The organism is Dongia sp., assembly GCF_041918875.1.
In the GTDB taxonomy this organism is placed as follows: domain Bacteria; phylum Pseudomonadota; class Alphaproteobacteria; order Dongiales; family Dongiaceae; genus Dongia.
On the sequence record NZ_JAYRUV010000001.1, the window covers coordinates 68,667 to 87,766 of the forward strand.

Consider the following 19,100-nt stretch of genomic DNA (forward strand, 5'->3'; position numbering starts at 1 on the left):
GCGCCCAGTTCTCCTCTTTCAACGATTCCGGTTGGCGTGAAGATACTGCATCACCATATGCCCGACGATCAGTTGCATATCCTCGGCGATCTGCATGTCCTCGATCAGGAAATGAATGGGATGATCGGTCAGCTCCTTGGCCTTGCCGCCCGAAAAACCAAGCACTGCAAAGCTCTTCATGCCGATATTCCTGGCTTCCTCCAAGGCGCGGAGGATGTTGGGAGAGTTGCCGCTGCCCGAAAATGCGATCAGTACATCGCGCGGATTGGCGAGAACGGCAAGCTGCATGGCAAAGGTCTCGTCATACCCTTCGTCATTGGCAAGACAGGTGATGATTGGTGCGTTCGTCGTCAGAGCATGGGAGCGGATGCCGGAGCCGCGCTGCTTGGAAATCGGATAGAGAAAGTCGTTCGATAGATGCGTGGCATTGCCAGCACTGCCGCCATTGCCTATCCAGAAAACCTGACGGCCGGTCTGCCAGCAATCGAGCAGTTCCTCGGCGAGCGGAGCGATCATGCTCCAATCCGTCGCGGCCAATAACGTACCCAGCCGACCTGCATATCTGCCGGCCATCTCGGTAGCAGATTCACTCGCCAGACTAGCCATGAGCGAGGACCGTTTGTTGCATCCAACGCAGATTGTGGAAGCGGTCCTCGTCGCAGACCTTGCCTGCTGCATGCAGTGCCGCAATCTCCTCGATCGCATTCTCGACGGTCTTCTTCGGCCTGAAACCGGTTGCCAGCAACCGGTCGGAGTTAAGCCTATAAGACCTCGGATCGTTGGAAGGGGTGACAACGATTTCGGCTGGAACCCGGGTGGCTACACGTTCCGCGATTTCACGGATCGTCATGTTCTCGAAACCGGCATTGAACACACCTCTCACCAGCGGATTGTCCAACAGAAAGACATAGAGATCGGTGATATCGTCGATATGGATGTTGGGGCGCGTTTGATCGCCGCCGAAGACAGTGATGCGTCCGTTTTGCAGCGCCTGTATGGTCAGCATGTTCACCGAGACATCGAAGCGCATCCGTGGCGAATATCCGCACACGGTCGCGGGCCGGACGATCTGAACGCCGAGCTGATCCTTGTAGGAAAGGAGAATGCGTTCGGCGCACATTTTGGTCTTGTTGTATTCGGTGATGGGCGTGAGACTCAAATCCTCGGTGACCTGGGTCTCTTCTTTGATCCCGTAGACGCTACCCGACGAGGCATAGATGAACTGTCCCACGCCTTGCCGGACAGCCTTGTCGGCGAGCTTCATGGTCGCCAGCGCGCTCACCTCCCAGGTAAGTTTCGGATCGAGATCGCCGCACGGATCGTTGGCAATGCTCGCCAGATGGATGATCGCATCCTGACCGGCAAGGTCGATCCCGTCCCAGTTTCTAACGTCGCCTGCGACGACATTCAGATTGGGGTGATCCGGCAGGTAGTTGCCAAACCACATCGCGTCGAATGCGGTTACGTGCCAGCCACGAGCGAGAAGCTTCGGCACCAGAACGGTGCCTTTATAGCCGCATGCGCCGGTTACAAAGACTCTCATGACACCCCCGCGCACCGTGGTTACGCGACCTCAAAACTTGCAATCATCTCCTAATATCAGATGGCTTTCCGGGCATGCATGCGACATGACGCCCCTTGTATCGGGGAACCGTGTCACAGAGGCATGTTAACGTTCCGAGCGATAATCCCCGGACTCATGGCAGGGCCACGGCAGAAACCGGCAGGGGCCGCCGCCTTGGCGGTCATTCGGGTGCGGTCATCCGCTCAGCCATGCGCGGTGCCGCATGCGCGAAGAAATTCTTATAGGATGGACACAGGTAGTTGCGGCTATGACCGCGGTCCGCCGGAATGAAACGATGCTTCGGACAGCCACCGTGACATGCTTGGCGGAAGCTGCAGGATAGGCAATCATCAGGCAGGCTCTCCTGCTTCCACTCGCCAAAGGCATGCTGCGAGGGCCGGTTGGCCAGTTGCCCCAAGGTTTCTTGGCCAAGCTTTCCCAGATAGTATTCCGGAAACACGTAGTGGTCGCAGGCATAGAGGCTGCCATCGGCCTCCAAGGCAAGACAATCGCCGCAACGGCGCGCAGAAACGCAGAGACCGGATGGCGCCCCGAGCAAGGCTCGAAGCAGCAGATCGAAATTCTGCACCGAGACGCGGCCTGTATCGTGGCGCAGCCAAATATCGAAGACATCGTTGAGGAACCGCCCGAAGCCGGTTGCCGGGACTGACCAATCCGCCACTGGATGCATTGCTTCATCCTTTGCGGCCGGTCCGGGAGGCGGTGCCGGCCGTTTCTTTGCGTTCAATCGCTCGACCACGGGAATAAACTGCATGAATTTGAAGCCAAGCTGCTTGAGGAAGCGATAGATTCTCGCTCCATGTTCGAAATTGTGGGTGCCTACGGTCGTCAAGCTGTTAACTGGGACGCCAAAACGCTGCAACTGATGAAGCGCGCTGAGGCTTGCGGCGAAACGCGACCGACCCATACGGTCGTGCCGGCAACGGTCATGAAGGAATTTCGGACCGTCGATGGACAGGCCGACCAGAAAGGCATTGTCCGCCAGGAATCGAGCCCATTCGGCGTCGAGGCCAACTCCGCTTGTTTGGAATGCATTTACGAAGCGGCGCCCTGGCGGGCAGTATTGTGCCTGCAGCGCGACGGCGCGCTCATAGAAATCCATGCCAGCCAGAAGCGGCTCGCCTCCATGCCAGCAGATATGGATCTCGGATGTGTCGGAGGTTTCCACCAGGCCGCGGATCAGTTCTTCAAGCGTCGCGTCGCTCATGATAGCGCTCTTGGCGCTGCCAATGGCTGGCGGTTTGTCGGCATAGGCGTAGTAGCAGTAGGTGCAGTTCAGCGAGCAGAGCGACCCGACCGGCTTTGCCGTCACATGAAGTGACTTGGCATGATTTCGATTATCGGTCGGCATTGAACTATAATCTTGAAGCTTGGCTCTTTCAGAGCAATTGGGAGCTGGAATTGCATTGCTTGACTGAAATACCGGCCCATCTTTCTTCAAGTCTAGGCAATGGCACTCAAGCTTTGCAAGCGTCATCCATCTAGAAGGCCCGTTCAATCTTTTCCATTCGCTGCGCGACGAGAAGCTGCGCCGGAAGGCCGCAGATGCGTAGCGCTTGTCCCGGGTCCGCCGTGTCGGATGCGATCACTGATTAGAATTAGGATAAGATCAATTCTATAGAAATATCTCTTCGATTGATCCTACGCGCGGCTTCACTATCGATTGTCTGACTTTGAATAGGACGCGTGTTTGGCGCCATTTCGTCTGCCAATTGATCTGGGTCAAGTTCGAGAGTGAGCGCGAATGATAGTGACTTGCAGATGTTGGATTGCTGAAAGCAGACCGACATCGAGAGTGCCCATACGCGCATCGTTGCGATTTCCGCCGCCGACCTTCCCTCAAATTGAAAGGGCCTGAAATGCTGAAGAAATGCACATTCATTGCTACGGTACTGATGTCCAGTTTTGTCGTGTCCGGCGAAGCGGGTGCCGCCGACGACGCGGAAGTTCGCGGATTGACAACCGTCAAGCAATTCACTCTGGACCACAATGCCCGTCTGGTCGCGCAGGCGGCGCTTCTGGAGGCCGCCGTCGCTGACTATGCCGCCGTGATCGCCGCGCATAAGGGCGATTATGCGGCTGCCTGGGCGGCCGATGGTCCCAAGCTTGCCAAGCAGGTCGAGGCGATTCGGTCCTTGTGGCTGGAGGCTTCCAATCAATATGAGACCATCGAGGGTATTGTCGCGGGAATCCCGGAGACGGCGAAATACGATCTCATCCTGGATGCCGGAAATCCGGGAACAGAATCAGAGGACGTCGCCCAGTACGACATCAGCCTGCCGGATGGCACGTTGCTTGAGCGACCAGGCAATCTGTTTCACGGCATTACAGAGCCTCTGTTCTGGGGCATGGATGCGAGCCACGTCAAACTGCCGGCAGATTTGAACGGCGATGGAAAGATAACACGCGGCGAAATGCTGTTTGATGCCAATCTGGCTCTTGGCGCGGTACAAGCACTCACGCACTGGTCGAAAGCGCTCGAGACCGATATGGCCTCCTGGAAGCCGAACCGGGACGATGCGTTCACCTCGGTCGTGACCATGACGCCGACCATTGGCGACTATTTCGGAGAATGGAAGGAGTCCCAGTTCATAACCGGCGAGATTGGCGCTTTCGTCGCCCAAAGCCGGCTCGTGGACGTGCAAGGGATCATGGGTGGCTGCAAGAAGATGTATTTCAGCGCCATTTCCCCGGTTGTTGCCGAAAGCGATGCAGACCTTGATCGCCGGATCAAGGCAGCGTTCGAGGAGCTGCTGGCCTTGGTGGAAGATACCTACGCCCGCGAGAAAGCGGGTGCGCGTTTCGGTGTCGAAGAAGCCGACGCGCTCGGCAATGAGGCGCAAGACATCGCCGACCGTATCGTCGCCATGGTTCTTCAGGCGGCGGCACAGAAGAATGTGAATATCCGCGGGTGAGATCGCACATTCCTGCGAACCGGGCGGCACGAATTTGCCGCCCGGAAGGCCGGAGCGCCATGACGACACACAACATCTCTTTCATGCCGACTGATTGCAAGCCGGAAGCGGCGGGAAAGGTGCCTGCCCGCTACGCCACTCGACGCACATTCCTGCTATCGACAATGTTTGCGCTTCTTCTCGGCACAGGGGTGTATCTGGAGTATTTCGCGGGGCGCAACTGGAACTCCGGAGAAGCCGTCCTCCTCCTACATCTAGTGCTTGGTTTCGGTTTCACCGCGATGTTCCTGTCCTGGGTGATCAAACATATTCATCAAGGCCTTGCCAGGAGCCAGCGATCGGCCTTCACGTGGCTTAGCTGGCTTCTGCTCGCGGAATATGCCGCTGCAATGGTAACCGGATTGCTGATGACATTGCCCACGGTAATCTATCTCGGCGGTGGAATATGGTTCTGGCGCTTTGAAACCACGCACCTTCTGGCCTTCCTCCATCTTTGGAGCGGATACGCAGCGACAGCCGGCCTTCTGGTCCACCTTGCCTTGCGGCATTGGCGCGAGGCAGCGGGAGGTCGCGCGATATGAAACGACAACTGAAGACGAATGCCGTGCGTCTTGTGCTCGGTCTGCTGGTCAGTGTTCTGGTCGTTGTCGTGGCAAATATCCTGCGCCCGCCATCGCCGGAGCCGGGCGTCATTCTTACCGATGTTCCATTCTATCGTTTGCCTTTCGGTCCCGATGCGGAAGGACTGGAAAGACCGTTCTGGCCTTCTCGGCTTCAGACGGAGAATGGGCGGCTGATCGATCCGTCAAAGATCCAGTCCGCTGCCTCCTGCGCCACCTGTCACCAGCAGGAATTCGATGAATGGGCGCCCTCCCTTCATGCCATTGCCGGACGTGACACGATATATGAAAAGGCGGTCGAAGCTAACGAAGACCTGCACAAGGACGGTGTCGAGAAGGCGCGTTTCTGCGAGGGATGCCACGCACCAGGCGAAGTTCTCGCGGGACGTACCAACCGGTTCAAGTCAGTCATGGCTTCCGACGCCGAAACGGAAGGCATCACCTGCGTGATGTGTCACACCGCGACGCATGCCGATCCGTTGAAAGGCAATGGCGCGCTGACGCTGGCCGTGAATACCGGCGTGGACCGGTTGTCCAATCCGATGATACTGGCCGCGCCGCGCGACCACGCCCGCGCCTTCGGTGCAGCGCAAACGAATGCGCTGATCGCAGATGCCGAATTCTGCGGCGCGTGCCACACCGAAACCTATGATTCCTCCATGTCCAAGGTTGCGGGCGCGCAGCATGTTCAAACCACTTTCACCGAATGGCGCGACAGCTGGTATGCGCGCAACGATATCTCCTGCCAGGACTGCCATATGGCGCCGGATCCGGCAGCTTATGTCCGTCAGATACGCGCCGGGAATCTTAAGAACCCCGAACGTTACGCCCATAATTTCGTCGGTGCCAACTACCTGATGTTCGACACCCGGCTCGGATCGAACCTGACTTTCCTGCGCGGCGGGCTTCTGCCCGGCGTTTCGGCGGCGAAGGATGCAGAATTAATCCAGAAGCAGGGGGATGCCACGCGCGCGCTCCTGCAGGCCGCGGCCGGCCTCGAACTGCGGCACAGTGACGTTGCGCAAAATAGGCTGCGCTTCAGCATTGCAGTGCAGAACCTTGGTGCCGGACATAATCTGCCGACCGGCGTGATCGATCAGAAATACATGTGGCTGGAGGTGATCCTGCGCGACCGCTCGGGTGCCGTCATCTATCACTCAGGCAAGTTCGACGCCGAGCGCGGCGAAACGGATCCCGGCGCCGTAATATGGCGCGAGGATTTCCACGATGCAGAGGGGAATCGAATCCCCGATCACTTGACCTTCATAACCGCCGCCATCTCCCACGTGCGAACTGGGGTTCCACCCAAAGCCGAAGACGTCGTCACCTACGAGGCTGCCCTTCGGCCAGATACCGTCGGGCCGTTCAAGGTGGAGGCTCATCTCTGGTACAGGGTCGCCACCCAGGAGTTTGCCTACAACACTTTGAAGGCTGAGCTGATCATACCGCCCTTCGAGCTGGTTAAGGCGGAGTTCGACCTGCCCCTCCATGAAGAGAGTCTGCGATGATCATTCGTGTCCTGCGTTCTGTCATCATGGCGCTTGCGATGACGGCAGCCTTGGCCGCGTCACCGGCGACGGCGGACGTGCCTTGGCAGGACGCGGAGGCGCTGCGCACCGAGGCCGCTGACATTCTTCGGCGTCTCTATCGTACGCCTGATCCTGACTTGCGCCGGGATGTGGCGGAGCGGCTGGTCCGTGTCCATTCCCTATGGCGCCCCCGATTGGAAGCGGCATATGGAAAAATCTCAATAGAGCAAGCACAGAAGGTCTCAGAAGCGATCGCTGCGCTGGATCGGGCGGTTCTTGCCTGGAATCCGGCCGGAGCGGCGGCCGCCGGGGCCGCAATCTGGACAGGTCTTCTTGATGGCGCGTTCCACAATGTAGTGATGCACCTCGACAACGGAACCCTCAGCGAAGCCGCTGATTGGCTCAACATCCGCGAATTTGCCCGGACTTCCCGCACCACTGCCGCCGGCATCGCCATGCGCGAAACACTTGCCGGACGTATGTCGGCAGGTCAGGCCCGCAAGACGATCGAACTGGAGCTTCTTGGGATCTATGCAGGCGAGATGCGCATGGCCGTCTCCGAGGCTCGCACTTATCTCTCGAAGGGCTATAAGGCGCAGCTTTCCGGTGCCCTGGCTCGCGCACGTGGATTGCATCATCTGCTGGCGGACAGTATTGCAGCAAGGCTCGACGACGGTTCTTCACGGACCATCGCAGCTGCATTCATGCAGCTGGGTGGAGCGGGGCGGTTGCCCGACAACAAACTCGAGACACTTCTAGCGGATCTCGAAACGCGACTCGCCACTTATGCACCTGCCAGTCTTCCCGCCGAAGAACTCGATCGACGCGTCCGACTTCTGTCGCGGTTCCTGAAGCTTGTCTATCTGGAATACGAAAAGGGAGTGCGAGATGGCGAAGTCACCATTCCGATAGAATATCTCGAGGCCGGGCTGTTCCGCGATCGGGCAGAGATGCTTTTCGGCGATCTCGGTTACGACCTGGCCGCCCGGGCACCCGAATCCCTGGATCGACTGGCGAGCATTCTTTCGCAGACGAGGCGGCTTATCGAGGCCAAGGGTGACGAGACCCTGGTAAAGGCTCTTACGGAAGAGGCCCAATCGCTGATCGCCTCTGCCTATGGGACGGACCTGGCGCAGGGTGGCTACAAGACTGCGTTGTCTCTGCTGCCGGATATTCTCGACGAGGTTCTGCTCGTGGCCCAGGCGGGGGACTGGCCGGAAGCGGACCTGAAACGCCTGGAGGCCTATGCTCTTTTCGACCCGGATATTGAGCAACGGCTGATGCCCCGCTCACCGGCACTTGCACTCAAGATGGAAGCAGGATTCTGGGAAGGCAGCGCCACCGAAACCGGGCTGGGCCGACTGATAGCGGACAAAGGTCCGGAGGATGCACTGAAGGCGGCTGTCGTGCGGATGAAGATGGACACAGCGGAAGCCGCCGCAATTCTGAACGCGCGCCTCTCGGCGACTAACGCGTTCCTGCAATCCATGGCGATCATGCTCCGTGAAGGACTGGAAGCGTTGCTCGTACTCGCCTGCATGATCGGCGCACTCAAGGCGACCGGTATTCCCACCGGCGGATTGCGGGGCTGGCGATGGCCGGTGGTGAGTGGCGTGGCTGCAGCATTGGCTGGATCGTTCGCACTTTGGCTTGCCGTGGGACAGTTGTTCGCCATGTCCACCTTGCAGCGTGAACTGCTCGAAGGTCTCACTGCCCTGACAGCAGCGGCTGTTCTCTTTTATGTTACCCATTGGATATTCCAGAAAGCCTATGTAAGCGGCTGGGTGGCCGAAATTCGGCGCAAAGCCGCCCTCGCTGGTTCCCGCCCGCGTGTGAAAGGTATGTATCTCGGCTGGTTCACTCTATTCGCGCTGGCCTTCCTGGTTGTTTTCCGGGAGGGTTTCGAGACGGTCCTCTTTTATGAGGCACTGCTGATTGACGCTCCTGACCTGCCGGTTCTTGCCGGGCTCGGCACAGGTGCGGCGATTTCGGCGCTCGCAGCTTACGCCGTGCTCGGGTTGGAAGCCCGGTTGCCGGTAGCGGCCTTTTTCCGCGTTACCGGCGCTATGCTGGGTGTCCTTTGCCTTGTGCTCACCGGCAGTGGCATCCGCGGTCTTCAAACCGCCGCACTGGTTCCAGCCACACCGGTTACCTGGTTCCCGGATATGCCGTGGCTGCAACTCTATTTGGGCCTCTATCCGGTGGCTGAAACACTGTCGGTACAAGGCATCCTCGCAATCCTGCTGCTATCCACCGTGGGCCTGACGCTGCGGCGAGCCAGCTCTACCACTGGAACCAACTGAGAGTGGTGGGGCTCTCAGGCGACGGGGCCCGGTCGGCCTGCCGGTCCTGCTCACCCAACGTCTCCGTATTCTTGGGCGGTGATCTTGGGCGCGTTACTTAGGCGTCAGCTTTCGATCGCGATTCATTTGAAGGGAAAGAATTGGCCGTCACAATCCGGTGTCAAGAAACCGGCCCTATTCGCGGCGGATCATTTTCCGTTGCGCGGCATGACGGTGCGATGACGCAGGCCGTCTGCCTCGGCGTCCTGCGACGTTTTGTCCCCAGTTTGCCATCCAGTTCAGTTGAAGCAGCTGGGTTTCAGGCCGAGCGGCAACTCTCAGATGCTTGATCTAGATCAACAGGCTTTCATGTTCCGCTGATAAGAATGATACGAGATGATTCTTTTGACCGCTCAGCGAAGGATGTGGAGATGCAGCGCTCAATTCTTGGACTTGGTGTAGCTCTCGCTCTGTTGTTCCCGGCTGTCGAAAGCAGGGCAGACTGCAAGGTTCCGCCATCTCTCAATCAATGCAAGACCTGCCATTCTCTTGAACCTGGGAAGCCCTCGCGCGCTACCGGCCCGAGCCTTCACGGCGTCGTCGGTCAGCCAGCGATGCATGCCGGGGATTTCAAGGGGTATTCGGAGGCGATTAAAGCCGCTCAAGGCAAAGGTCTCACCTGGACTGACGACAATCTCTTCAATTATCTCGCCGATCCGAAGACATTCCTGGCTGGCATCAACGGCCAACCTCTCAAGAACGCCATGATGTTTCAGTTGAAGGACGAGACAAAGCGGAAAGCCGCTATCGAAGGTCTGAAGACCATAGCGGCGTGTCAGTGAACTGATCGACGGCGAGACTTCCATCATGGCCGCCCGCGCTTCGTTTCTCAGTCGCCTCCGCGCCAAGCGGTCGAATGCAGGAATGCTGCTGGCAGCTGTTCTGTTGCTCAATGGCATTCTGGTTACGCTGGCGGATATGGGGCAGGCACAGGCGGATGCCCTCCCATCCGTTTTCTCTGGCGAGATGTGCCTTGGTGGGATGGTGGACGCTGGAGAAGGTGCATCCGGGACGAAGCAACGGCCTGCTGAGCAGCGCGATTGCCCGGCATGTACCGCGACCTGTGCATTAGGGGGCTGTACACCAACAGACATGTTGCCGAAGGCGCTCGACGTGAAGGGGCGGATGGAGTTGGCGTCGTTGAAAGTGGGTGACAGAAAGTCCCTGGTCCTGCCGCGGGTCTTGCGCCATCACACCACCGCGCAAGCGCAGGCGCCGCCGAGCGGCGTCGATATCAAGGCGCTTCTCATTCAGGGAGGCGCCGCATGATTAAGTTTCTCTGCCGTTCCATCTTTCTTGTTCTTATTTTCATCGCTTCGGCCGCATGGGCGCCACAACTCGCGGCACGAGGCTTTGGCGCCTATCTCGAGGACGTAAAACCAGAAGAGGTCTTCCCGCAGGCGGATCGTTTCGGTCCACTTGAGGGCACCCCCCCGGCCATGGCCGCCTATAAGGGGGAACAGACCCTCGGTTATGTCTTCGAAGCCAGCGATATTGGCTATTCGGGCAAACCCATCCGTATCCTGGTCGGAATGGACAATGCGGGCCTGATTGTCGGCGCCAGGGTCACCGAACATCACGAACCTATACTGCTGGTCGGCATTCCGCCCGAAAAACTGACAAACTTCGTCTCCGCTTATGTCGGGCGCAACATTGTCGAGGCCGTCAAGCGCAAGGATCAAGCGGTAGACGCCATCAGCGGCGCCACGGTCACCGCCATCGTTATCCATGATGGTATCAGCCGTGCCGCAATGCAGGTTGCCAAGTCACGCGGTCTGGCCGGATTTGACGCCGCAGCCGCTGCAAGCACGCAGCGGAGCGTCCTGGCTGAAACCCGTTTCCAAGAAAGCAATTGGGAAACCTTGCTGGGCGACGGATCGATCCGTCGCCTGCATCTTCTCAACAGCGACGTCGATGATGCGTTCAAGAAGATCGGCATCGGCAGTCCAGAACCGTTTGCCAAGGCCGGCATACCGACCGATGAATTCATCGATCTCTATGTGGCACTTGTCTCGGTCGAGACGATCGGCCGCAATATTCTCGGTCCGCATGAATTCAAGCGCCTGCGCTCCTGGCTCAAACCAGGCCAGCAGGCCATCCTGCTGGCCGCTCGCGGAGATTATTCCTTCCGTGGCTCAGGCTTCGTCCGCGGCGGAATTTTCGATCGCTTCCAGCTGGTACAAAATCAAACCTCCATTCTGTTCAAGGACCACGACTATCGCCAGATTGGCCGCTTGCCCGAAGGTATGCCGGCACTCGACGAGATCGCGCTCTACCGCATTCCGCAGAATGTCGAGTTCGATCCTACCGCCGAATGGCAAATCAAACTTCTAGCCCAACGCCCCACCGGACCGACCGAAAAGGCCTTCACCAGCTTTCCGATTACCTATCGCTTACCCGACCGTTTCGTCACGACCGCACCAGCGGTATCCGCCGCAACAACAGCGCCGGTTCAAACCGAAGCGAGCGATCCGGTCCCGCAGAAGAATCAGCTGTGGAAGCAGATTTGGCATGCCCGCATCGTTGACATCATCATTCTATCGCTGTCATTGGTCCTGCTGACCTTGATCTTCTTCTTCCAGGACGTGCTGGTAAGAAAAGCTAAGTTGTTCACGGCGTTGCGTGTTGGATATCTGCTGTTCAGCGTCATCTGGATCGGCGGATGGGTACAGGCACAGCTCTCTGTCGTCAACGTACTGACCTTCACGGGCGCGCTCTTCGGCGGAGAGTTTCGCTGGGAGCAGTTCCTGCTGGAACCTCTCATTTTCATCCTCTGGTGCGCCACGGCGGTCTCGTTGCTCTTCTGGGGTCGCGGTCCCTTCTGTGGTTGGCTCTGCCCCTTCGGATCGCTCCAGGAACTTCTCAACCGTCTTGCGCGGCGGATCGGAATTCGCCAGGTCACGGTCCCGTTTCACTGGCATGAGCGGTTATGGCCGATCAAATATGTAATCTTCCTGGGGCTGTTCGGCCTCAGCCTCAACGAAATCGCTCTGGCTGAGCAGTTCGCCGAAGTCGAGCCGTTTAAGACCGCCGTGCTACTGCGTTTCGTGCGCGAATGGCCGTTCGTTCTATGGGCACTCTGTCTCCTGGCTGCCGGACTCTTCATCGAACGCTTCTTCTGCCGCTATCTCTGTCCGCTGGGCGCTGCTCTTGCCATCCCTGGGCGCATGCGTCTCTTCGAATGGCTAAAGCGTCGCAAGCAGTGCGGCCTGGAATGCCAACTCTGCGCCAAGCGGTGCACCGTGCAGGCCATCCATCCTTTGGGCCAGATCAACCCGAATGAATGCATCTACTGCATGCAATGCCAAGTCATCTACTGGGATGACACGACCTGCCCGCCGCTGCTGCTGAAGAAGACCGGTCGCGGCAAGAAACCGACGCTCAAGCCGGCGATAGCTCCCGACTTGGCAAAGAGCGCATCGAATTTAACAACGACTGTGTAACGAAAAGGAAGCAATCATGACCAACAAGCGAGAGGATACTCCGACCGCGACTGGAATCAGCCGTCGCGAAATCCTGGGCGGTGGCGTCGCCATGTCAACGCTGGCTGTTGCAGGCGCCGGCGGCGCCGTTGTCGGTGGCGGTGCGGCTGTCATGATGGCCCCAAAGGCGGCTATCGCAGCGGAAGGCGATGCGGCCAGCGTGCCGCCGGGCAAGCTCGACGAATATGTCGGCTTCTGGAGCAGTGGCCAGACCGGCGAGCTGCGGGTCCTTGGCTTGCCGTCGATGCGCGAATTGCTGCGCATTCCGGTATTCAACCGGTGCAGCGCGACCGGCTGGGGCCAGACGAATGAAAGCCTTAAGATCCTCACCGAAGGATTGATGCCGGAAACCCGTGAGAGGCTTGCCAAGCGCGGTCTAAAGACCTTCGATAATGGCGATTGCCACCATCCGCGTCCGTCCGTGACGGATGGGTCGTATGACGGTCGGTATGTCTTTCTGAATGACAAGGCCAATACTCGCCTGGCGCGAATCCGGCTCGATGTCATGAAGACCGATAAGATCATCGAAATTCCGAACGCCCATTCTATCCACGGGCTCCGTGTGCAGCGCTATCCGAAGACTGGCTATGTATTCTGCAACGGCGAGAACCGGGTTCCCTTGATCAACGACGGGCGCGATCTGGAAGATCACAAGAAATGGCGTTCGGTCTTCACCGCAGTTGACGGCGACACCATGAAGGTCGCCTGGCAGGTCATGGTCAGCGGCAATCTCGACAATAACGATGCCGACTACAAGGGAAAGTACGCCGCGTCGACCTGCTACAATTCGGAGGAGGGCCTTACCGTCGAAGATATGACTTCGTCCGAAACGGATCATGTCGTCATCTTCAACATCAAGGCCATTGAGGAAGCTGTCGCTGCCGGCAAGGCGGAGACGATAAACGGCGTACCGGTCGTCGACGGCACGAAGGATGCGAAGTCGCCGTTCACGCTCTATATTCCGATCGCCAATTCGCCCCACGGCTGTAATGCCGCGCCGGATGGCAAGTATCTCGTGATCAACGGCAAACTGTCGCCCACCACGACGGTGATCGAATGGGACAAGCTTGACGATATCTTTGCCGGCAAGGCGGAGCCGACTTCGGCTATTGTTGCCAATGTCGAATTGGGGCTTGGGCCACTGCACACATCGTTCGACGGCCGCGGCAACGCGTACACATCCCTGTTCCTTGACTCGCAGATCGTCAAATGGAACATCGACGATGCGCTACGCCAATTTAAAGGCGAGAAGGTCAATCCGATCAGGCAGAAGCTTGACGTGAATTATCAGGTTGGTCATGTCAACGCATCGATGAGCGAGACCAAGGACGCCGACGGCAGGTGGTTGGTTGCATTGTGCAAGTTCTCGAAAGACCGCTTCATCAATGTGGGACCGCTTAAGCCTGAAAACGACCAATTGATCGATATTTCGGGCGATGAGATGAAGCTGGTCCATGACGGACCTAATTTCGCCGAACCGCATGACGGCACTATCATGCGTGCCAACATGATCAATCCGGTGGAGATCTGGAAGCGTGATGACCCGATGTGGGAAGACGCTCGGCAGCTGGCTGCCAAGGACGGGGTGAAGCTGGAGGAGGACAATAAAGTCGTCCGCGACGGCAACAAAGTCCGTGTCTACATGACATCCGCCGCTCCCGCCTTCGGCGTCACCAGCTTCAAGGCGAAGGTCGGTGACGAGGTGACGGTCATCCAAACCAATATCGACGACGTCGTCGATCTCACGCACGGCTTCACTTTGGTGGACTATGGCGTCGCTATGGAGATCGGCCCGCAGGCAACCTCATCCGTTACCTTCATCGCCGATAAACCAGGTGTATTCTACTACTATTGCCAGTGGTTCTGCCATGCGCTCCATATGGAGATGTCGGGGCAGATGCTGGTCGAAGCATAACGTCCATGCGGTGGCGGTCGGCAAAGTATCTCGTTCTTGCCATACTCGGCTGCGGGAGTTTGCCGGCTGTCACCCATGCCGCAACGATAGATGTAATCCCCGGCCGCGGCAGCCTGGCTGCAGCCATTGCCGCCGCGGCGCCGGGCGATACGTTGCATCTTCTGCCAGGCAGGCACGAAGGGCCTGTTGTTATCGAAAAAACGCTGACACTCGAAGGTATCGGCCCTGAGCAGGCGTGGGTGGTTGGCAATGCGACAGGCAGCGTCATTCGTATCGAGGCGCCCGATGTCACCGTTCGCATGCTGCACATCACCGGGTCCGGCACAAATAGCACGGAAATCGATGCCGGAATCTACGTGGCGCAAGGAGCCGACAACCCGCTGATTGAAAGGAATATAGTCGAGGGCAATCTGTTCGGGATCAGCCTGCATGGCCCAAAGAATGCACTGGTGCAGCACAATGTCATCCGGAATCGGAATGACTTGTGGCTCAATAACCGCGGCAACGGCATCCACATGTGGAACAATGTCGGATCGCGCGTCGAACGAAACGACGTTGCGGGCGGGCGCGACGGCATATTCGTGCAATTGGGCAGCGACAATGTCATAGCCGGCAATATCTTCGAAAAGCTACGCTTTGCTGTGCATTTCATGTATTCCAAGCGCGGTTCCGTCAGCGACAATCTGTCGATTGGAAATCATGTCGGCTATGCATTGATGTATTCCGATTCTCTCAAGGTAGTAGGCAATGTCAGCGCACGCGATCGTGACTATGGCTTGATGCTGAATTCGGCGCGCAAGGGAGAGATTCTCGACAACCTGGTTTACTCCTCTGCCGACAAATGCCTGTTCGTCTATCTCGCTGTGCAAAATGAATTGCGGAACAATCGTTTCGAAGGATGCGGTGTCGGAGTGCATGTAACGGGATCCGACGCGAATGTGATTGCCGGCAATGCATTCGTTGGAAATCGCGTGCAGATGCGCTACGCCGGTACAAAATCATATGAATGGTCGGCCGACGGTCACGGAAATTACTGGAGCGATAATCCAGCCTTCGACCTCGATGGCGATGGCATAGGGGATACAGCCTATCGCCCCAATAACATTGTCGACTGGGTGGTGTGGCGCTACCCGCTGTCGAAATTGCTGCTTTCAAGCCCAGCAATGGAGATTCTGCGCGTCGGCCAGAGTCAGTTTCCCGCACTCTATCCGGGTGGTGTGGTCGATTCATATCCGCTGATGAGCCCGCCGAGAACACCGCGACCGATGCCGGAGATCCCGGCGGAGATCATCTGGGAAGAGGGGAAGGCGGAATCGTCATCATGAACGTCATGACGGATATTGCGGAGATATCTCAGCCCGAGGCCGAAGGCGGGTATGCGGTTCTCGCCCGTGCGTTGGTGAAGCAATATGCCGCGCATCGGGCGGTGGACGGGATCGAACTATCCATTCCGGCCGGGAAGAGTGTTGCCCTGATTGGACATAACGGGGCAGGCAAGACGACGCTGATGAAGCTGATCCTCGGATTGACCCGTCCGAGCAGTGGCAAGTTACAGGTCTTGGGCGGGGCACCGGCCGATGCCGGGTTGGGACAACGACGGCATATCGGCTTCCTGCCTGAGAATGTCGCCTTTCACGATGAACTGACGGGTACGCAGACGCTCAGTTTCTATGCGCGGCTGAAAGGTGTGCCGCTATCGGAATGCGGCCGGCTCATCGAGCGCGTGGGGCTTGCCTTTGCGGCCGGACGCCGGGTCAAGACGTATTCGAAGGGTATGCGACAGCGTCTGGGACTGGCACAGGCGCTGCTGGGCGATCCGAGACTGCTGTTGCTGGATGAGCCGACGACCGGTCTCGATCCACGCTCGCGCGGAGAGTTTTTTGCGATCGTCGACGAGCTTTCAGGCCGCGGCGCCACCGTTATCATTTCGTCGCATATCCTTACGGAACTCGAAGCGAAGACCGATCTAGTGGCGATCATGAATGGCGGTCGCATGGCGGCGTTCGGTCCGCTCGAGCGCCTGCGGATGCAGGCCAACCTTCCGGTTAGATTTGCCATTACCTGCCGGGAAGGGCCGGAACCTCTCCTTGACGCGCTTCAAATGCCGGACGTCAGGACTGAAATCAGCTGCGACGGCAGAGGGATCGACCTCTGGTGCCCGGTTGGCGACAAAATGAAGATGCTGTCCCGGCTGGTCGGATTAGGTCCGGCTGTTGCCGATATCGATATCCGGCATCCCGGACTCGACGAGATCTACCGATATTTCAGTCCTCAACCTCAGGATCTGAGCGAAGGTGACGCATGAGTGCCGCTCTTATTCTTGCGCAGAAAGAAATCAGCGATGGATTGCGCAATCGCTGGGTGCTAGGCGCGACACTCCTGTTGGCAGGTCTAGCTTTCGCTCTGTCATTCCTCGGCAGTGCCCCGACCGGGCAACTCGGCGTCAAGCCGCTGGCCGTTGTTGTGGTGAGCCTGTCGAGCTTGACAATATTTCTGATGCCACTGATCGCTCTGCTTATATCCTATGACGCAATCGTGGGAGAGGTCGAACGAGGCTGCATGCTGCTGCTCTTGACCTACCCGATTACCAAGACCCAGATTCTGCTGGGGAAATTTATCGGCCATACCGGTATCTTAAGCATTGCGACTTTTGTTGGCTATGGGCTCGCGGGTGCGGCTGTTGCCCTTGGCGGCGATACAGATGCCGCATCTTGGCGTGCTTTTGGCGGCCTGATCGTGACATCGATCATGCTCGGCTGCTCATTTCTGTCTCTCGCCTACTGGGTCAGCGCGTCGGTACGGGAGCGCAGCACGGCGGCGGGGATTGCCATCGGGATATGGTTTGTGATGGTGGTGATCTACGACCTTTTCCTGATGGGCATCCTGATCGGCAGCAAGGGCTGGATCGACGAATCCATTTTCCCTTATCTGCTGCTCGCCAACCCTGCCGACATCTACCGTCTCGTCAACCTCACTGTATTCGAGAATATTCGCAGTTTCTCCGGAATGGCAGGCCTCAGCGCTCAGGCCCAATTCGGACCCACAACCCTTCTGGCGGCCTTGACGGCCTGGATCGGGATTCCGCTATTGCTTGCCGGTTGGCGCTTCTGCAGGAGTGAATCATGAAGAAATGGCTGACTGCCGGCGCCTGCGCTGTTCTTCTCTCTATGTCCGCCTGCGGTCCGGACGAAGCCGCATCCCTGCCGCCGCCGCGCGAGCCGGATTCGAGTTCCGTGGCCTATTTCTGTCATATGTCTCTGCCGGAACATGAAGGGCCGAAAGCGCAGCTTTTCCTGCGCGGTCAGGCTGATCCAGTCTGGTTCGCCTCGATCAGCGAGGCGTTCATGTTCCTGGCCACGGAGCTTGCCCAACCGCACGATCTTCTGGCGGTCTATGTGAACGACATGGCGCAAGGAAGTTGGGAGAAGCCGGCACCCGGCGCATGGATCGATATCGAAGGCGCCTTCTATGTCGTAGGAAGCCGCCGGACCAGTGCGATGGGCGAGAAGGAGGCGGTGCCCTTCGCCGACAAGGCGGCGGCATTGACATTCAGCCAGCAATTCGGTGGCGAGGTAGTCGATTTCGAGACGGCCAAGGCCGCATTGACGGCAGAAATCGCGGGTGGAGACAGTTGACGGAGTTCAACATGGTTATTCGGCAGGTTGGCAAGACATCGCGGCGACGCTTTCTTTCAATCGTGGCCGGCGGGGCGATTCTGGCTTTTGGCGATAAGAGGGCGGAAGCCGCTTCAGGGCCCTATCGCTGGCAGGGGATCATCCTCGGTGCACAGGCGGATCTCACGCTTTATGCGGAGGATCGGGGCATGGCAGCCGAGGCTGTCGCTGCATGCCTTGCAGAGACCAAGCGGCTGGAGGCGATATTCAGCCTCTATGAGCCTCACTCGGCATTGGTCCGCCTCAACAGGGATGGCATCCTCGATACTCCCCCGGCCGAGCTGCTCGAACTCCTATCCCTTGCGCGGCTGTTGGGCGAACTCAGCGATGGCAGATTCGACCCGACGGTCCAGCCTCTCTGGGCCCTGCTGGCGGCGCACTTTGCGGATGAGAGAGGGGCAGCGGAAGGGCCGAGCCCGGAGGATCTCGCCGATGCGCGTGCCCTGGTGGATTGGCGGCGTATTGCCCTGGCGCCAGATCGCATTGTGCTGGCCCGGCGGGGCATGCAGGTGACTCTCAATGGAATCGCGCAGGGCTATATCAGTGACAGGGTCGGCGCGGTGTTGAAGGACCATGGCTTTAGACAGGCGTTAGTCAATATGGGTGAAGTCTTTGTGCCTGGCCCGCAAGCGGACGGATCGCCATGGCGGATCGCCGTTCCGTCACCGATCGACCGGCAGAGGATCGTCGCAACATTGGAAATCGTCGATGGTGCTGTGGCGACATCGGCAGGGTCCGGTATGCGTTTCGACTTGGCGGGGAAGTTCAATCACATCATAGATCCGACACGCTTGCTCTGTGCCGATCCGCAGCGCAGCGTGACGGTGGCGGCTTCCTCGGCCGTCGTCGCCGACGGTCTGTCGACGTTGGGGGCGCTTCTGCCCGACCTTTCTCGTGATTTCCCGCCGTTGCTCAAGCGATTCTCCGCGCAGGCTTATATCATCCAAGGTGGCGGCGGAGAGATCGTACAGCTCGGCTGAGTCTTTTGCGGCATTTCAACGTTCTCGAACGCGACCCGGTTGCCATTCCTGCTAGGAC

At 58.4% G+C, this 19,100-nt stretch carries 16 protein-coding genes; 13 read left to right on the forward strand and 3 right to left on the reverse strand.

Annotated features, from left to right (window positions below; translation table 11 throughout):
* Positions 1-18 precede the first annotated feature (18 nt).
* The 3 genes from ACE3TY_RS00335 to ACE3TY_RS00345 form a co-directional block, all read right to left on the reverse strand.
* Entirely contained in the window at positions 19-705 is a 687-nt protein-coding gene (locus ACE3TY_RS00335; protein ID WP_374649804.1) for an SIS domain-containing protein, read from the reverse strand.
* Positions 599-1,543, reverse strand: a complete 945-nt coding sequence (locus tag ACE3TY_RS00340; protein ID WP_374649806.1) for an NAD-dependent epimerase/dehydratase family protein — start codon at positions 1,541-1,543, stop codon at positions 599-601. The genes ACE3TY_RS00335 and ACE3TY_RS00340 overlap by 107 nt, the downstream gene beginning before the upstream one ends.
* A 202-nt stretch (positions 1,544-1,745) precedes the next feature.
* Positions 1,746-2,936 carry an anaerobic sulfatase maturase gene (locus tag ACE3TY_RS00345; protein ID WP_374649808.1) on the reverse strand — a complete coding sequence of 397 codons (1,191 nt, stop codon included), beginning with the start codon at positions 2,934-2,936 and terminating at the stop codon, positions 1,746-1,748.
* 508 nt (positions 2,937-3,444) lie between these two features.
* Between ACE3TY_RS00345 and ACE3TY_RS00350 the strand changes: the two genes are divergently transcribed.
* From ACE3TY_RS00350 to ACE3TY_RS00410, 13 genes are all read left to right on the forward strand, one after another.
* A complete protein-coding gene (locus tag ACE3TY_RS00350; RefSeq protein ID WP_374649810.1) occupies positions 3,445-4,500 on the forward strand; it encodes an imelysin family protein in 1,056 nt (351 codons plus the stop codon).
* Between the two features lie 59 nt (positions 4,501-4,559).
* Positions 4,560-5,081 (forward strand): hypothetical protein, encoded by a 522-nt coding sequence (locus ACE3TY_RS00355; protein ID WP_374649812.1) that lies wholly within the window; start codon positions 4,560-4,562, stop codon positions 5,079-5,081.
* On the forward strand, positions 5,078-6,628 hold the full coding sequence (locus tag ACE3TY_RS00360; protein ID WP_374649814.1) for a multiheme c-type cytochrome: 1,551 nt from the start codon (positions 5,078-5,080) through the stop codon (positions 6,626-6,628). The genes ACE3TY_RS00355 and ACE3TY_RS00360 overlap by 4 nt, the downstream gene beginning before the upstream one ends.
* Positions 6,625-8,952, forward strand: a complete 2,328-nt coding sequence (locus tag ACE3TY_RS00365; protein WP_374649816.1) for an FTR1 family protein — start codon at positions 6,625-6,627, stop codon at positions 8,950-8,952. The genes ACE3TY_RS00360 and ACE3TY_RS00365 overlap by 4 nt, the downstream gene beginning before the upstream one ends.
* A gap of 410 nt (positions 8,953-9,362) precedes the next feature.
* Positions 9,363-9,773 carry a cytochrome c family protein gene (locus ACE3TY_RS00370; RefSeq protein ID WP_374649817.1) on the forward strand — a complete coding sequence of 137 codons (411 nt, stop codon included), beginning with the start codon at positions 9,363-9,365 and terminating at the stop codon, positions 9,771-9,773.
* A gap of 82 nt (positions 9,774-9,855) precedes the next feature.
* Positions 9,856-10,260, forward strand: a complete 405-nt coding sequence (locus ACE3TY_RS00375) for a hypothetical protein (protein ID WP_374649819.1) — start codon at positions 9,856-9,858, stop codon at positions 10,258-10,260.
* The gene (locus ACE3TY_RS00380) at positions 10,257-12,434 is read left to right on the forward strand and encodes a 4Fe-4S binding protein (RefSeq protein WP_374649821.1); all 2,178 of its coding nucleotides are present in this window, start codon (positions 10,257-10,259) and stop codon (positions 12,432-12,434) included. The genes ACE3TY_RS00375 and ACE3TY_RS00380 overlap by 4 nt, the downstream gene beginning before the upstream one ends.
* Before the next feature lie 16 nt (positions 12,435-12,450).
* Positions 12,451-14,388 carry a TAT-dependent nitrous-oxide reductase gene (nosZ, locus tag ACE3TY_RS00385; protein WP_374649823.1) on the forward strand — a complete coding sequence of 646 codons (1,938 nt, stop codon included), beginning with the start codon at positions 12,451-12,453 and terminating at the stop codon, positions 14,386-14,388.
* Positions 14,389-14,393: 5 nt separating this feature from the next.
* The gene (locus tag ACE3TY_RS00390; protein ID WP_374649825.1) at positions 14,394-15,713 is read left to right on the forward strand and encodes a nitrous oxide reductase family maturation protein NosD; all 1,320 of its coding nucleotides are present in this window, start codon (positions 14,394-14,396) and stop codon (positions 15,711-15,713) included.
* Positions 15,710-16,693 carry an ABC transporter ATP-binding protein gene (locus ACE3TY_RS00395; protein ID WP_374649827.1) on the forward strand — a complete coding sequence of 328 codons (984 nt, stop codon included), beginning with the start codon at positions 15,710-15,712 and terminating at the stop codon, positions 16,691-16,693. The genes ACE3TY_RS00390 and ACE3TY_RS00395 overlap by 4 nt, the downstream gene beginning before the upstream one ends.
* Positions 16,690-17,514, forward strand: coding sequence for an ABC transporter permease subunit (locus ACE3TY_RS00400; RefSeq protein WP_374649829.1), 825 nt, complete (start codon positions 16,690-16,692; stop codon positions 17,512-17,514). Before ACE3TY_RS00395 ends, ACE3TY_RS00400 begins: the two co-directional genes overlap by 4 nt.
* Entirely contained in the window at positions 17,511-18,023 is a 513-nt protein-coding gene (locus ACE3TY_RS00405) for a nitrous oxide reductase accessory protein NosL (RefSeq protein ID WP_374649830.1), read from the forward strand. The genes ACE3TY_RS00400 and ACE3TY_RS00405 overlap by 4 nt, the downstream gene beginning before the upstream one ends.
* Positions 18,020-19,042 (forward strand): FAD:protein FMN transferase, encoded by a 1,023-nt coding sequence (locus ACE3TY_RS00410; RefSeq protein ID WP_374649832.1) that lies wholly within the window; start codon positions 18,020-18,022, stop codon positions 19,040-19,042. The genes ACE3TY_RS00405 and ACE3TY_RS00410 overlap by 4 nt, the downstream gene beginning before the upstream one ends.
* The last annotated feature ends 58 nt before the right edge of the window (positions 19,043-19,100 follow it).